Source organism: Lacrimispora sp. (assembly GCF_047605665.1).
Lineage (GTDB): Bacteria > Bacillota > Clostridia > Lachnospirales > Lachnospiraceae > Lacrimispora.
The window spans coordinates 52,201-67,102 of the sequence record NZ_JASGFH010000002.1 but is presented as its reverse complement, the minus strand read 5'-3'; the positions used below and the strand labels follow the sequence as shown (position 1 = coordinate 67,102).

The following is a 14,902-nucleotide window of genomic DNA, read 5'->3' as shown; positions in this document are numbered from 1 at the left end:
CTGGTCTCTTACGGCATCTCCTCTTTTTTCATGAAAGCCAGGAAAAATGCAGGATACATTTATAAACCGGGCAAAAGTAAGGGGGTTTTTATGGACTATATTATTGAGATGCTTCATATCACAAAAGAATTTCCCGGTATCATCGCCAATGACGACATCACTCTCCAGTTGAAAAAAGGGGAAATCCACGCCCTTCTGGGGGAGAACGGCGCCGGAAAATCCACTCTCATGAGCGTCTTATTCGGCCTGTACCAACCGGAAAAAGGGGTTATTAAGGTCAGAAACAAAGAAGAAAAGATCACCGGCCCTTTGGATGCCAATGATCTTGGTATTGGTATGGTTCACCAGCACTTTAAGCTGGTGGAAAATTTTACGGTTCTCCAGAACATCGTTTTAGGCATGGAAACTACAAAGCGGGGATTTTTGCAGATGAAGGAAGCCCGCAAAAAAGTGATGGAATTAAGCGAAAAGTATAAACTGCTGGTAGACCCTGATGCCCTCATATCGGACATCACTGTGGGAATGCAGCAAAGAGCCGAGATTTTAAAAATGCTTTACCGTGACAATGAAATCATGATTTTCGATGAACCGACTGCGGTTTTAACTCCCCAGGAAATCGAGGAGCTGATGCAGATTATGAGAGACCTTGTCAAAGAAGGAAAATCCATTCTGTTCATCACCCACAAGCTCAATGAAATCAAGGCGGTGGCGGACCGCTGCTCTGTCCTGCGCCGCGGGAAATATATAGGAACCGTTGATGTGGCAGAGACCACGCCTCAGGAAATGTCGGAAATGATGGTAGGCCGCAAGGTCAACTTAACCATTGAAAAGAAGCCCTCAGAGCCAAAGGAAGTGGTTCTGGAGGTAAAAGGTCTGTCTGTGGAGGCCAAAAAGGAAGGCCACACCAAGAAGCTGGTCCAGAACGCTTCTTTCCAGGTGAGGCGGGGAGAGATCGTCTGCATCGCCGGAATTGACGGAAACGGCCAGACAGAGCTGGTTCATGCCATCACCGGAATCTCCGATATGAGCGCAGGCAGTGTCACCATAAACGGAGAGGATGTGACGAAAAAGCCCATCCGCTACCGCAACACCCACGGGCTGTCCCACATCCCGGAGGACCGCCATAAACACGGTCTCGTGCTGGATTACAATCTGGCCTATAATCTGGTCCTTCAGCAGTATTTTGAGAAGGAATTCCAAAGCAGCCGTTTTTTAAAGAATGACCGGATTTACGAATACGCAGAAAAACTGATTCAGGATTATGACATCAGAAGCAGTGAAGGTCCCTTCACCGTCACCCGCAGCATGTCGGGAGGCAATCAGCAAAAGGCCATCGTGGCACGGGAAATCTCCAAAGCCCCGGACATCCTCCTGGCCGTCCAGCCCACCAGAGGCTTAGACGTGGGGGCCATCGAATACATCCACAAGCAGCTTGTAAAGCAGAGGGATGCGGGAGCCGCCATTTTGCTGGTGTCTCTGGAGCTTGACGAGGTTATGAATTTAAGCGACCGGATACTGGTCATGTTTGAAGGGGAAATCGTGGCAGATTTAGATCCAAAAGCCATTACAGTCCAGGAGCTTGGCCTTTATATGGCAGGAGCTAAGAAAGGAGGGAATCAATCATGAAACAGACAAGAGATTATACAGGCATTCTCTCTTCCGTTTTTGCCATTGTGCTGGGTCTGATCGTAGGCCTCATCATCCTGTTTCTCTCTAATTCCAGACAGGCGATTCCCGGATTTATCACCATTTTAACAGGGGCCTTTACCCATGGGGCCAAAGGCGTGGGACAGGTTTTTTACTACGCCACTCCCATTATCTTAACAGGACTTTCTGTAGGCTTTGCCTTTAAGACAGGGCTTTTTAACATCGGAACTCCGGGACAGTTCATTATGGGCGGCTTTGGCGCTGTTTATGTGGGCATTCTCTGGACCTCCCTGGGCCCGGCTCACTGGGTCACAGCTCTCGTTGCAAGCGCTGTCATGGGGGCTTTCTGGGGTCTGGTTCCCGGACTTTTAAAGGCTTACTTTAATGTAAACGAAGTTATCGCCTCCATTATGATGAATTACATCGGCATGTATCTGGTAAACTGGGTGGTAAAAAGCTATAAGCCCCTGTTTAACAACCTGCGAAATGAGTCCCGCAACGTGGCCGCAACAGCCAACATTCCCAAGATGGGTCTGGATAAAATATTTCCCGGCTCCAGCGTCAACGGCGGAATCCTCATTGCGATCCTGGTTGTCCTGGTGATCTGGATGCTGCTCAATAAAACCACCTTCGGCTATGAGTTAAGAGCCGTCGGTTTTAACCGGGATGCCAGTAAATACGCAGGAATCAATGAGAAAAAGAGCATTATCCTGTCCATGATGATCGCAGGAGCCATTGCAGGTCTGGCAGGAGGGCTTTTGTATCTGGCAGGAACCGGAAAGCACATTGAGGTCAAGGATGTGCTGGCATCAGAGGGCTTTACCGGAATTTCCGTGGCCCTGTTAGGCCTAAGCAATCCTATCGGCATCCTGTTTTCCGGAATCTTCATCGCATATTTGACAGCCGGAGGCTTTTACTTACAGTTGTTTGAATTTTCAACGGAAATCATCGATATCATCGTTGCCGTTATCATCTATTTCAGCGCTTTTGCCCTTATGGTCAAAACCTTTATCTCCAGGGTTCAAAAACAGAAAGGAGGAAACAAGTCATGAGTGTTGTTTACTTCATCTTTCAGCAGACCATGTATTTCATGATTCCTCTTATGATCGTGGCCTTGGGTGCCATGTTCTCTGAACGAAGCGGCATTGTCAACATCGCTCTGGAGGGCATTATGACCATGGGCGCCTTTACGGGAATCCTGTTCATTTACTTTACAGGCCCTTCCATGAGAGGGCAGGCCCAGCTTCTTATAGCTGTGCTGATTTCCATGGGAACCGGCATGGTGTTTTCCCTGTTCCATGCCTACGCTTCCATTAACATGAAGTCCAATCAGGTCATCAGCGGCACGGCCTTAAATATGTTTGCTCCCGCATTTGCCATTTTTATCGCCAGAGTCATTCAGGGTGTACAGCAGGTGCCTTTCAGCAATACATTCCGCATTGTTTCCGTTCCGGTGCTGGGAAGACTTCCGTTTTTCGGGCCTCTCCTGTTTCAGAACGCTTACATCACCACCTATATCGGCATTGCCATCTTTCTGATTTCAGCCGTGGTCCTTTATAAGACCCGGTTCGGGTTGAGACTTCGCGCCTGCGGGGAGCACCCTCAGGCAGCCGATGCAGCCGGAATCAATGTGTACCACATGCAGTATGCCGGTGTCATGATCTCAGGAGCTTTGGGCGGGCTGGGAGGACTGGTCTTTGTGGTTCCCACCTCCACCAACTTCAATGCGGACGTGGCCGGATACGGATTCCTGGCTCTGGCAGTTCTGATCTTCGGTCAGTGGAAGCCGGTAAATATCATGCTGGCATCTTTATTCTTCGGACTGATGAAGGCCGTGGCATCGGCCTATTCCGGAATCCCGTTCTTAAGTGCAATCGGCATTCCAAGCTATTTTTACAAGATGGTGCCCTATATCATCACACTGATCGTCTTGATCTTCACCTCCAAAAACTCCCAGGCTCCAAAGGCCGAGGGTATCCCTTACGATAAGGGACAGAGATAGAGGCAGAAAAAAGCGGTAAAGGCAGAATGATCTTCTGTCCTTACCGCTTTTTCATATGCTTTTTATATTTTAGAAACGGAACTTATCTTCAAAATACTTTCTTAAATCCGCAATCGCAACTCTCTCCTGCTCCATGGTGTCACGGTCACGTACGGTAACAGCATGATCTTCCTCTGAATCAAAGTCATAGGTGATGCAGAACGGAGTTCCGATCTCATCCTGTCTTCTGTAACGCTTTCCGATGTTGCCTCTGTCGTCAAATTCGCAGTTGTAGTATTTGCAAAGCTCCTGGAATACCTTTTCTGCCCCTTCATTCAGCTTCTTGGAAAGAGGAAAAACGCCGATTTTGACCGGTGCGATGGCAGGATGGAAACGAAGAACAGTTCTCACATCTCCTTCTGCGATCTCCTCTTCGTCGTATGCAGCGCAGAGGAATGCAAGGGTCACACGGTCTGCTCCCAGAGATGGCTCGATGACATAAGGAATGTAACGCTCCTTCTTTTCATCGTCAAAATAGGTCAGATCCTGTCCGGAAGTGTTCTGATGCTGGGTTAAGTCATAGTCGGTTCTGTCTGCAATTCCCCAAAGTTCTCCCCATCCGAATGGGAAAAGGAATTCAATATCAGTGGTGGCCTTGCTGTAGAAGGAAAGCTCCTCTGCATCATGGTCTCTGACGCGCATCTCTTCTGCCTTGATTCCAAGGGTCTGCAACCAGTTGATGCAGTATTCCTTCCAGAATGCAAACCATTCCAAATCTGTGTCAGGCTCGCAGAAGAATTCCAGCTCCATCTGCTCAAATTCTCTGGTACGGAAGGTGAAGTTTCCAGGAGTGATCTCGTTACGGAAGGATTTTCCGATCTGGCCGATTCCAAATGGAATCTTTTTGCGGGAGGTTCTCTGAACGTTTTTGAAGTTTACAAAAATACCCTGTGCTGTTTCAGGTCTTAAGTATACGGTGTTTTTAGCATCTTCGGTAACGCCCTGGAAGGTTTTAAACATCAGATTGAACTGGCGGATGTCTGTAAAGTCATGCTTTTTGCAGCTTGGGCAGCATATATTTTTCTCGTCAATAAAGGCCTTCATATCTTCCTGGGACCAGGCGTCTACAGAACCTTCAATGGTTATCTTATTCTCGGATAAATAGTCCTCAATCAGCTTATCTGCACGGAAACGCTCCTTGCAGGCCTTACAGTCCATCAGAGGATCAGAAAAGCCGCCTAAATGGCCGGAAGCCACCCAGGTCTGGGAATTCATCAGGATAGCGCAGTCCACGCCTACATTGTAAGGACTCTCCTGAATGAATTTCTGCCACCATGCTTTTTTTACGTTATTCTTTAATTCCACACCCAGATTGCCGTAATCCCAGGTATTTGCAAGGCCGCCGTAAATTTCAGAGCCAGGATATACAAATCCTCTTGACTTTGCCAGTCCTACAATCTTTTCCATTGTCTTTTCCATGATCTTAACCTCTCTTTATTTAAATATGATGTAATTTTTTCCCTGCGCTGTCTCAATCGTGTGGCTGTCCTTTACAACTGCCTGATCGGAAACGAATAAGATCCTTTTCTGGGTCTGTATGGTCACAGGGGCCGGACTTTCTACCACAATGGCATAGGCTTCTTTTCTTTTTAACAGGGTCTTTTCATCTGCCGCTTTGTTGTCAGATGCTTTTACTAACACAACCCCTTCCGACTGAATCTCCCCTAAAATAAGGCCAAGGGAGGTCACGTCAATGGAATCCACCTGATTTTCCCTGTCTTCATATTCCGAGACAAATCCCACCAGATCCCTTCCAGAGCCATAGGTAAAAACCATTTGGGCCTTTCCTTTTTCCAGAGTACAGGAAGTCAGGGTAACTGCGCCTGGGCTCGCCGCCTCATTGTAGGCTGCGGCCGCCTCTTCTAAGTAAAGTTTCAACTCTTCTGCATTGTAATAATCCTGTTCATCGTAGGATTCTATGGTTGAGGTCTGAAGAGTCCCTTCCGATGTCACAAAGATTCTGCTGCTTTCGCTGTTTAAGACACTGTTTCCGCCCCTTCCCAGGCATCCGGTCAGGAGTCCGACAGCAATGAGGGCTGTGAGAACCGCTTTTTTCTTTTTCATTCATTTCCCTCCATGATCGTTTCAATAATCCGCAGTACAGCCAGGAAGTCCTGCGGATTCCGTGAATAGTATATCAAATCCCCACCTTCATTTCAATAGTTTCCCGGTCATGGCTTCTAAAATCTCAAGAGAGTGGAATTGCCGGTCAACGAAGCGTTTTTTATTGATTTCCACACACCTTCCGAATTCCTTTAACACCGGTTCTGTCAGAGTGAAGGTGTAAAGGTGCTCCACAGGGGAGGCAATCACATACTCCCACGTGTAGTTGGCGGAATCGCTGACAGGGCGGGGAGGCATTTCCGTATATTCCCCTCCCAGCACCATGGCTTTCAGTTCAAAAATTCTCTGGACCAGCTCATTTTTCAAGGCAGGCTTCAATAAAGCCCGCATGGACTGGTAGAGAAGCTTTAAAAACTCCGTGCTCTCCATGTTCTCCCTGGCATAATAATCAGCCAGCTCCAGGAAATAGGAACCGTAGCAGGTTCCCTCCATGTCCAAAGCCAGCTCTTCAAAGTAATTGGTGATCTCCGCCGACTTAAGGGTGTAGGCATCCCTTCCTTCGTATAAGGAAAACTGGCCGAATACAAAGGGGCGGCTGGCTCCCATGAGAAGGCTTCCGGGCCTTCTGGCACCTCTGGCAAAGGCGGTAATCTTCCCCCTCTCCCTGGTGAGAATCACAAGCCGCTTATCCGTTTCCCCCACCGGGGAGACTCTTAAGACCATTCCTGTCAGCTTTTCAACTTCCCTCAATTTCCATCACCGCTTTTAGATGTCGTGTTTATTATATCCATAATTTTTCATATACAGCTCGCTGTCGCGCCATTCCTTGCGCACCTTGACCCAAAGCTGTAAGTTCACTTTCGCATCCATCAGAGCCTCAATTTCTCTCCGGGCCGAGGTTCCGATCTTCTTTAACATGGCTCCGCCTTTTCCAATGATGATTCCCTTATGGGATTCCCGTTCACAGACAATGTTTGCTTCTATATCTATGATCCCATTTTCCCGTTCTTTCATCTTTTCTACGGTCACCGCGATTCCATGGGGAATTTCATCATTTAAAAGACGAAGGGCCTTTTCCCGGATCAGCTCTGCAGAAATCTGGCGCATGGGCTGGTCCGTTACTGTGTCTTCATCGTAATACTGGGGACCCTCAGGCAGATACTTATAAATCAGCTCCAGCATCAGCTCTGTATTTTTAGCCTTTAAGGCAGAAACCGGCACGATTTCTGCAAACTGGCAGATGTCCTTATACGTATCGATAAAGGTCAATATCTCATCCTGGTTCTTCACTGTGTCAATTTTATTGATGACCAGAATAATCGGCGTCTTTACGAGACTGAGCTGCTCTGCAATATGCCGCTCCCCTGCTCCGATATAAGTGGTTGGCTCCACCAGCCACAAGACCACATCCACTTCCTTTAAGGTGTGCTCCGCCACGCTGACCATATATTCGCCCAGCTTGTTCTTGGCCTTGTGGATTCCGGGGGTGTCTAAGAATATGATCTGCCCCCTTTCATCCGTATACACAGTCTGAATCCGGTTTCTGGTGGTCTGAGGCTTATCAGAGGTTATGGCGATCTTCTGGCCGATCAGACAGTTCATCAGTGTGGACTTTCCCACATTTGGGCGTCCGATCAGGGTAACAAAGCCCGATTTATATTTGTTTTCCATATAGGTTCTCCTTCGTGTTATAAATGGAACAGATTCTTGGTCTCTCCAAACAGTTCCTTTTCTGCTCCTATCTTATCTTCATTGCCCACCACGCAGAAGCTTCCTGTATTCAGAACAGCTTTTACCAGTGGAGCCAGCTTCCGGATGTCTTCCTGAGAGGCATTTAACACCTCTTCCCGCTCTTTGATCATCATATCCCGGTCAACGCCTGACAAATAAGCGGAAAGGCCCCTGCTGCCCTTTGTGGACGGCGGGTAGGGCACATCCATATCGCTGATGGCACCGATGACATATTTGGTCATGTCCCGGTCCTCCACCTGGAAGCTTTCCAGGTAATCCACCACCTGATCATAGACCCGGTTGGTCTCTTTTAAATTAGGATCGCGGTAAGAAGCAAAATACCCTTCTCCAGAACGTCCAAAACCGCTCATACAGCCGTAAGCGCCGCCCTTGACCCTTATATTGAGCCACAGATAATCGTAGCTTAATATCACTTTTAAGATTTTAAGAGCTCCTGTATACTTATAGCCGCTCTTTGTAAAGCTGCCGCATCTGGCCACATAGTTGACCTGGGAAGCGGTGCAGAAGCCTTCATTGCGGTTTTCCGGTGAAAATTCAAAAGGATACCGCTTTCCATCCCCTGCGGGAAGTTCATCCGTCAGCTTCTTTATGGCCCCAGGAAGCAGCTCATACCCTGCCTCATCAGCCGTGTAGCTGACCATCATGTTTTTGGTGGTAAAAAGCTTTTCCATAACGGCTTTCAGCCTGGAAATGATCTTCTTCTTGTTTTCCGGATACTCTGTTTCCAGCTTTTCCAGGAATTCATAATATCCGATTCCTCCGGTCATATCGTTAAAATGAGAGCTGGGAGAAAAATAGGAAACCGCTCTGGTCACTGCTGCTGAATGGCTGGAGCCTTCAAGCCTCATTCTGGCTCTGGACCTGGTCTCACTGATCACCTCAGCCACCCGCTTTTCATCATCCAGAATGGACCTGGTCAGGATTTCAGCCAGGATAGAAAAGCCGAAGTCCACCTTGTCATACAGCACTCTGGCGCTTGCCAGGAAATAGCCTTTAAACCCGCCCTCATTCCTTAAATCAGGATAAGAAGTGACGCTGAAGCTGACTCCTCCGCTGTTTAAATGGATTTCGCTGGTTAAATCACTGTAGGTGAAATGCTCCGTATTGACGTAGCCAAGCAGGGACTTTAAAAATCCTGCGTAAGGCAGGTCTTCCATAGGAAGGGCAGAGATATCAAATAAAACCTTCAGATATCCGATTCCTGAGGTAAACATATTGTGATGGAGAACGGGAATGCCCTGGGCTTCCTTTTTCTCCCATATGATTTCCTCCGGCTCCCTGCCGATATCTTCCCTCTGGAGCATGGGAATCTTCTCCATGTCTTCCTGGGGAGAGGGGATTTCCTGGTATTCCTTTAAGGCTCTGGTCTGCTCTGCCAAAGTCCTGATCTCTTCTTCGGAAAGGGATTTCTTATAAGCTGCCAGTTTCTTTGAAACCTCTTCTTCCACCTTTGCCGTCAGATTCTTCTGCGGGCTGACGGTGATAACGGCTTCAAAAGGATTATCCAGCAGATAGTCCCTGATCAACTGTTCAAAATACTCTTCATCCACCACTTTTTTCAAATAGTCAAAGGTTTCCTGGTATTCCAGATGCATCATGGGGCCGCCGCCGTAAAGCCAGCTATCCATGCACTGAAGCCCGTACATCAGGCCCTTTGGCGCGGAGCCGTAATCAGCCTCCCTGTAACGGAATTCATAGTAGTTCATTCCCGCTTTCAGGCTCTTTTTGTTGATTCCCTCATCCGCCAGCTTCCTTAAAACGCCCTTTACAACCGCAAGGAACTCGCCCTTCTGGTCCTTATCCGCATTTTTTGCGATGATGGAAAAATAGGGCTGTAAAATACCGCTTTCATATCCGCCCAGCACATCCTGACCGATTCCCGCATCGATGAGAGCCTGCTTTAAAGGCGCTCCCGGCGCATCCAAAAGCGTGTATTCCAGAATCTGGAATGCCACGTAAAGTTTCGGGTCCAGATCAGAATCCACCACCGTATGAATGGAAAGGTAAGTGGCGTGATCTTCTGACTGCCCTTCTGTGATGGAATAGGAGGTTTCCTCTGTAACGGGATTTTCAAAAGGCTTCTGCCTGCCGATGACGGAAGTCACCTGGATTTCGTCATAATGGCTCAAATACTCTTTATCGAGCCACGTCAGTTTTTCCTCCATGTCCATATCCCCGTAAAGGTAAATATAGCTGTTGGAAGGATGGTAATACTTCTTATGAAAATCCAGAAAATTTTCGTAAGTCAGGTCCGGAATAAAGGCAGGGTCTCCCCCTGATTCATGTCCATAGCAGTTGTCCGGGAATAAGACCTTTCTGGTGCAGCGGTCCAGCACTTCTTCCGGAGAGGAAAATGCCCCCTTCATCTCATTATATACCACGCCATTGTAAATCAGATCAGATTCAGGAGTTTCCAGCTCATAATGCCAGCCCTCCTGCATGAAAATCTTTGGCTCCCGGTAAATGTTTGGATGAAGCACTGCATCCATATACACGTTCATTAAATTCTGAAAATCTTTTTCATTGCAGCTTGCCACCGGATAAACGGTTTTATCGGGATAGGTCATTGCATTTAAAAATGTATTTAAGGAACCCTTTACCAGCTCCACAAACGGGTCCTTTATGGGAAACTTTTCTGAGCCGCACAAAACGCTGTGCTCCAGAATGTGAGCCACTCCTGTGCTGTCTGCCGGCGGCGTACGGAATCCGATGGAAAACACCTTGTTTTCGTCTTCACAGGATATGATAAAAATCCTGGCTCCGCTCTTTTTATGGCGGAGCACACATCCGTCTCCGTTGATTTCTTTGATTCTCTTTTCTTCCACAACCTCATAGGCTGCAAGATTTTTTAATTGATTCATTCTATATGATTTCCTCCTGCTGATTGTTAGGTATTATTTACATGTTACCCACTAATTTGTCTTTTAATATAGCGGCGCACTCTCTTACGCAAAAGTGAACGAAAAGAATGGGGTCCGAACTGCAGGCAATGCCGGATGCATCGGGAATTCCCCATTTTTTTGCAATCTGCTGGGCGCGGAATATATGAAAATCACTGGTCAGGATTCCAATCCTCACCGGCTTATCAGGCACTTCCACAAAGGTTCCCGGCTGCATGAAAATAGGATTTTTTCTGCGGTGCTCTTTCCGCCTCTCCAAGTCCTCCTCAATCGCCACTCTGCTGTAAGCAATATTTTCAACCGTACTGGTGGAACGGGTCTCTAAAACCAGCCGCTCCTCCCTGATTCCGTTGTATACCAGATAATCCCTCATGGCTGCAGCCTCGCTGACAGGCTCATCAGCTCCCTGGCCTCCCGAAAGCACCAGAATGGTATCAGGATTTTCCTCCACATATTCAATGGCCTTATCCAGGCGGTTTTTTAAGGATTTGCTCAGCCCTGTTTCCTTCACCCTGGCTCCCAGTACAATCACATAGTCCAGGCTGGAGGCATCGCGGGCCGTCACTCCTGTAAAGATCAGAACTTCCACCGTCACAAATACCAGAATCCCGGTACAGCACATGGTAATGACCGACACCGGAAGCCATAGAGGAACCTTGTCCTTATGCCTCATATAGACTTCCCAGCCCACTGCCAAAGCCATGCTGAGGGCCGCAAATACAAGCCATATGAAGGACATGGTGGTGGTCAGGCCCGAATAAGCTGTGATCACAGCATAATAAATAACGCAGATAACAGCAGCCAGCCATAATATCCATGTCATATTCCATCCTCCGTTTTGCACGTTCTAAACCCGGAAAGCCTCCGGGTATAACCTTTTATAGCATACCACAATATGGCAATTTCTACAACCTGGAGTAAAATAAGAGAAAAAAAGGCTGCTGCAAAAAGAAAATCAGCATCTGATCTGCTTTTTACAACAGCGTTTTTCTCTATCATGAATATTTGATTTAATAGCGTTTAAGCCTGAATCTTCCCACTTCCGCTTTCAGAATCTGGGACTGTGCGGCCAGCTCCTCACCGGCGGCAGAGCTTTCTTCTGCAGTGGCTGCATTAGTCTGTACGACAGAGGATACCTCTGACAGCCCCATATTGATCTGGTCAATGGCTTCTGCCTGCTGCAGGGAAGCCTGCCTGATCTCGCCGATCATCCGGTCCGCCAGCCTGGATTTTTCTGAAACATCGGCCAGAATCTTTGCTGTTTCATCGGCCAGCCGCTCCCCTTCGGACACGGAAACGGTGGACCTCTGGATCAAGTCAGCCGTCTGCTTGGCAGCTTCTGCAGACTTCGCTGCAAGAGTTCTCACCTCATCTGCCACCACGGCAAAACCCTTTCCGGCCTCTCCTGCACGGGCCGCTTCCACTGCGGCATTTAGAGCCAGAATATTGGTCTGGAAGGCGATGTCCTCCACAAGCTTTGTGATTTTTGATATCTCCTGGGAGGATTCTCCGATTTCCTTCATGGCCTGGTTAAGGCGCTCCATGAAATCATTGCCCGCTGACACGCCCTTTCCGGCCGCCTGCACATATTCCATGGCCTTGGTGACGCTCCCGGCGTTCTCCTCTGACTGCCGGGATATGTTGGCAACGGAGGCGCTCAACTCTTCCATGGTTGCCGCCTGCTCTGATGCGCCTGCTGCAAGGGCCTGGGCTCCGTCTGAAATCTGGGAGGCCCCGGTGTTCACCTGATCGGAAGAAGCCCGGATGGCAGACAGTGTGTCTGTCATGGATTCCCGGATATTCTCCAGGGAGGTCTTCAGCTTTTCAAATTCTCCCACATAGTGAAGCTGGAGCTCATAGTCCAGGTTTCCGGCAGAAATCTGATTTAAAATACCGGAAAGCTCATCGATGTAATCCACGTAATCGTGAAGCCGTTCTGTAGTCTTTTTGACGGAATCGAAGACCAATCCGATTTCATTTTTCAGCCTGTGATCGATGTTGACAGAAAGATCGCCGTCCGCAATGCTCTTTGTCACGTCTGCAAGGTGCTTTAAGGGCCTGACAACCCGTCTGTGTATGGAATAAGAAAGGATTACGCTGACCAGCAGGGCCAGGACAACGCAGAGAATGACCAGGGCCTCAGCCAGCGTATTCACGCTTCCAAACAGATGGTCCTCTGTCCCTGCAAATGCGAGAATCCAGCCTGATTCCGGAACCTGGGTATACCAAACCAGGTATTTCTGCCCGTTTTCTTCAAAGCTTCCTCTTCCGCTCTTATTGGAGAGAATGGCATTTCCAAGGCCGGCCAGGGAACCGTTGCTCTCCTGGGTGATATTCATTTTCAAAAGCTTGGAGCTGTCGTCATCTGCGATATACGTTCCGCTGGTATCCAGAAGAAAAACCTGCTCCTCTTCTCCGGACTGGAGGCCGAGGATCATCTTCTGCATATCGGTCAGATCGATATCAGCCGTTGCAACGCCTTTAAATTTTCCGGAATTGTCATAAAAGGGGGAAGAAGCCGTTACCATGGATATCTTGGCGAACTCATCATAGTAAGGGGCGCTCCAGACAGTCTTCTGAGCGGTGTTCACCACATTGGTGTACCAGTCCTGATCCGTATAATAAACTCCGTCTCCCAGAGAATAGTTGTCCACAAAACTGATGGTCCCGTTTTCCCGCATGCAGTAAGGAGAAAAATACTGTTCCCTGGGATTGTGGGCATAGGGCTCAAACCACACGCCGCCTCCGAAAGTCTCATCATTTGCTCCCACCATGGCTGGGAGGAGTTTACGGTAATTTGCTGCGTCCATATCCTCATTGGCTTCCACTGACCGCGCCAGCCCTTCTGCCACCATGCGGTTTTGGGAAAGGGATTTTTCAATGACAGCCACAGCGGAAGAGAGATTCAGCTCCATCTCCCTGTCGGTCTTGTCCTGGATGACCTGTCTGGCAGTGTTATAGCCTAAAAATGACAGAAGAACCATACCGCCCAGGACAATGGGAAGCAGAACCCGCAAAACCTGGTAACGAATGGACTTCACTCTTAAGACATGATTCTTTTCGATTCTCTTCATATGTATTCCCCTTTTGTATGATGTGTTTTCATAAGACAGCCGGAACTCTTTCTTTCATTATACCGTACCCGGATAAAATGTCAAACCGATTTCTCCCTTCCTGATGGGAGGGAATTTATCAAAAAATGCCTGAATCCAGGGCTTTACTGAAATTCAGGCTTTTCTTTTATTTCACGTTTTTACATTTCACTGCGGCGCAGGATATCGTACTGCTCCATCTCGGCCTCTAAGTCCACGTAGAGAACCTGTCTCGAATGAGGTGCGCTCTCCTGAAGCACTCCCTCCTCATTGTAAATGGCCTTTACAACAGCCTCCAGATTCCGTCCGTCAGGCTTCATGACTTCAATGGTCTCGCCGATGGAAAACTTATTTTTCTGTTCAATCAGGGCAAAGCCTCTTTCATCGATCCGCTCTACGGTTCCCAGATAAGTATAATTTTTCACATAAGTATTGTTGTCGTAAATCTGGGCAGAGGAATCGGCCTTTCCAAAGTAAAAGCCTGTGGTAAACTCCCGGTAGGTGCACTTGCCGATTTCAGACTTATACCACTCCATGTTGACCTTATAGATTTCCGGGTCTTTGCTGTAGTCGTCAATGGCTTTCCGGTACGTTCTGGCTACTGTCGCCACATACAAGGCAGTTTTCATCCTGCCTTCTATCTTAAAGCTGTCGATTCCGGCATCCATCATCTCCGGGATGTATTCAATCATGCATAAATCCTTGGAATTAAAGATGTAAGTTCCCCGTTCATTTTCATAAACAGGCATATATTCGCCGGGACGTTTTTCCTCTACAATGGAATACTTCCAGCGGCAGGGATGGGTGCAGGCCCCCTGGTTGGCATCCTTTCCTGTCATGAAATTGCTCAGCAGGCAGCGGCCTGAATAAGACATGCACATGGCCCCGTGAATAAAGCTTTCAATCTCCATATCCTCAGGAATCCGGCTGCGGATTTCCTTGATTTCCGCCAGGGAAAGCTCTCTGGCAGAAACCACCCGCTTGGCTCCAAGCTGATGCCAGAATAAGTACGTTCCGTAATTGGTGTTGTTGGCCTGGGTGCTGATGTGAAGCTCCATATCGGGAATAATCCGCTTTGCAACGGCAAAAACGCCTGGATCGGAAATGATCAGGGCATCCGGTTTTATTTCCTTTAATTCTTTAAAATACTCTTCAACTCCGGGCAGGTCGTCATTGTGAGCCAGAATATTGGCCGTAATATAGACCTTGACCCCTCTTTCATGGGCAAAGTCTATGCCTTCCCTGATTTCTTCATTTGTAAAATTCTTGGCCTTGGCCCGGAGGCCAAAGGCTTCTCCTCCGATGTAGACAGCGTCAGCACCGTAAACCACTGCGGTTTTTAACACATCCAGACTGCCTGCCGGAATCAAAAGTTCGGTCTTTCTCATGTAAATCCTCTCTTGCTT

Annotated in this window: 12 protein-coding genes; 3 read left to right on the top strand and 9 right to left on the bottom strand. The window is 48.1% G+C overall.

Annotated elements, in window-relative coordinates; translation table 11 throughout:
* The first annotated feature begins 90 nt into the window (after window positions 1-90).
* The 3 genes from QM657_RS01700 to QM657_RS01690 are packed head-to-tail and all read left to right on the top strand — an operon-like array spanning window position 91 to window position 3,649.
* Window positions 91-1,626, top strand: coding sequence for an ABC transporter ATP-binding protein (locus QM657_RS01700; RefSeq protein ID WP_415064794.1), 1,536 nt, complete (start codon window positions 91-93; stop codon window positions 1,624-1,626).
* Window positions 1,623-2,699, top strand: a complete 1,077-nt coding sequence (locus tag QM657_RS01695) for an ABC transporter permease (RefSeq protein ID WP_415064793.1) — start codon at window positions 1,623-1,625, stop codon at window positions 2,697-2,699. The genes QM657_RS01700 and QM657_RS01695 overlap by 4 nt, the downstream gene beginning before the upstream one ends.
* The gene (locus QM657_RS01690; protein ID WP_415064792.1) at window positions 2,696-3,649 is read left to right on the top strand and encodes an ABC transporter permease; all 954 of its coding nucleotides are present in this window, start codon (window positions 2,696-2,698) and stop codon (window positions 3,647-3,649) included. The genes QM657_RS01695 and QM657_RS01690 overlap by 4 nt, the downstream gene beginning before the upstream one ends.
* Before the next feature lie 69 nt (window positions 3,650-3,718).
* Here the strand turns inward: QM657_RS01690 and QM657_RS01685 are convergent, their stop codons facing one another.
* The 9 genes from QM657_RS01685 to QM657_RS01645 form a co-directional block, all read right to left on the bottom strand.
* On the bottom strand, window positions 3,719-5,107 hold the full coding sequence (locus tag QM657_RS01685; protein ID WP_415064791.1) for a glycine--tRNA ligase: 1,389 nt from the start codon (window positions 5,105-5,107) through the stop codon (window positions 3,719-3,721).
* A 15-nt stretch (window positions 5,108-5,122) separates the two neighbouring features.
* Window positions 5,123-5,752, bottom strand: coding sequence for a hypothetical protein (locus QM657_RS01680; protein WP_415064790.1), 630 nt, complete (start codon window positions 5,750-5,752; stop codon window positions 5,123-5,125).
* Window positions 5,753-5,839: 87 nt separating this feature from the next.
* Window positions 5,840-6,502 (bottom strand): DNA repair protein RecO, encoded by a 663-nt coding sequence (gene recO / locus QM657_RS01675; RefSeq protein WP_415064789.1) that lies wholly within the window; start codon window positions 6,500-6,502, stop codon window positions 5,840-5,842.
* Between the two features lie 15 nt (window positions 6,503-6,517).
* Window positions 6,518-7,423 (bottom strand): GTPase Era, encoded by a 906-nt coding sequence (era, locus tag QM657_RS01670; RefSeq protein ID WP_415064788.1) that lies wholly within the window; start codon window positions 7,421-7,423, stop codon window positions 6,518-6,520.
* A 17-nt stretch (window positions 7,424-7,440) separates the two neighbouring features.
* On the bottom strand, window positions 7,441-10,365 hold the full coding sequence (locus QM657_RS01665; protein WP_415064787.1) for an insulinase family protein: 2,925 nt from the start codon (window positions 10,363-10,365) through the stop codon (window positions 7,441-7,443).
* Window positions 10,366-10,402: 37 nt separating this feature from the next.
* Window positions 10,403-11,227: a YdcF family protein gene (locus QM657_RS01660; protein WP_415064786.1), complete on the bottom strand. Its 825-nt coding sequence runs from the start codon at window positions 11,225-11,227 to the stop codon at window positions 10,403-10,405.
* A complete protein-coding gene (locus QM657_RS01655; RefSeq protein ID WP_415064785.1) occupies window positions 11,224-11,403 on the bottom strand; it encodes a hypothetical protein in 180 nt (59 codons plus the stop codon). Before QM657_RS01655 ends, QM657_RS01660 begins: the two co-directional genes overlap by 4 nt.
* Before the next feature lie 11 nt (window positions 11,404-11,414).
* Window positions 11,415-13,478 carry a methyl-accepting chemotaxis protein gene (locus QM657_RS01650; protein ID WP_415064784.1) on the bottom strand — a complete coding sequence of 688 codons (2,064 nt, stop codon included), beginning with the start codon at window positions 13,476-13,478 and terminating at the stop codon, window positions 11,415-11,417.
* A 179-nt stretch (window positions 13,479-13,657) separates the two neighbouring features.
* Entirely contained in the window at window positions 13,658-14,884 is a 1,227-nt protein-coding gene (locus tag QM657_RS01645; RefSeq protein ID WP_415064783.1) for a peptidase U32 family protein, read from the bottom strand.
* Between the last annotated feature and the right edge of the window lie 18 nt (window positions 14,885-14,902).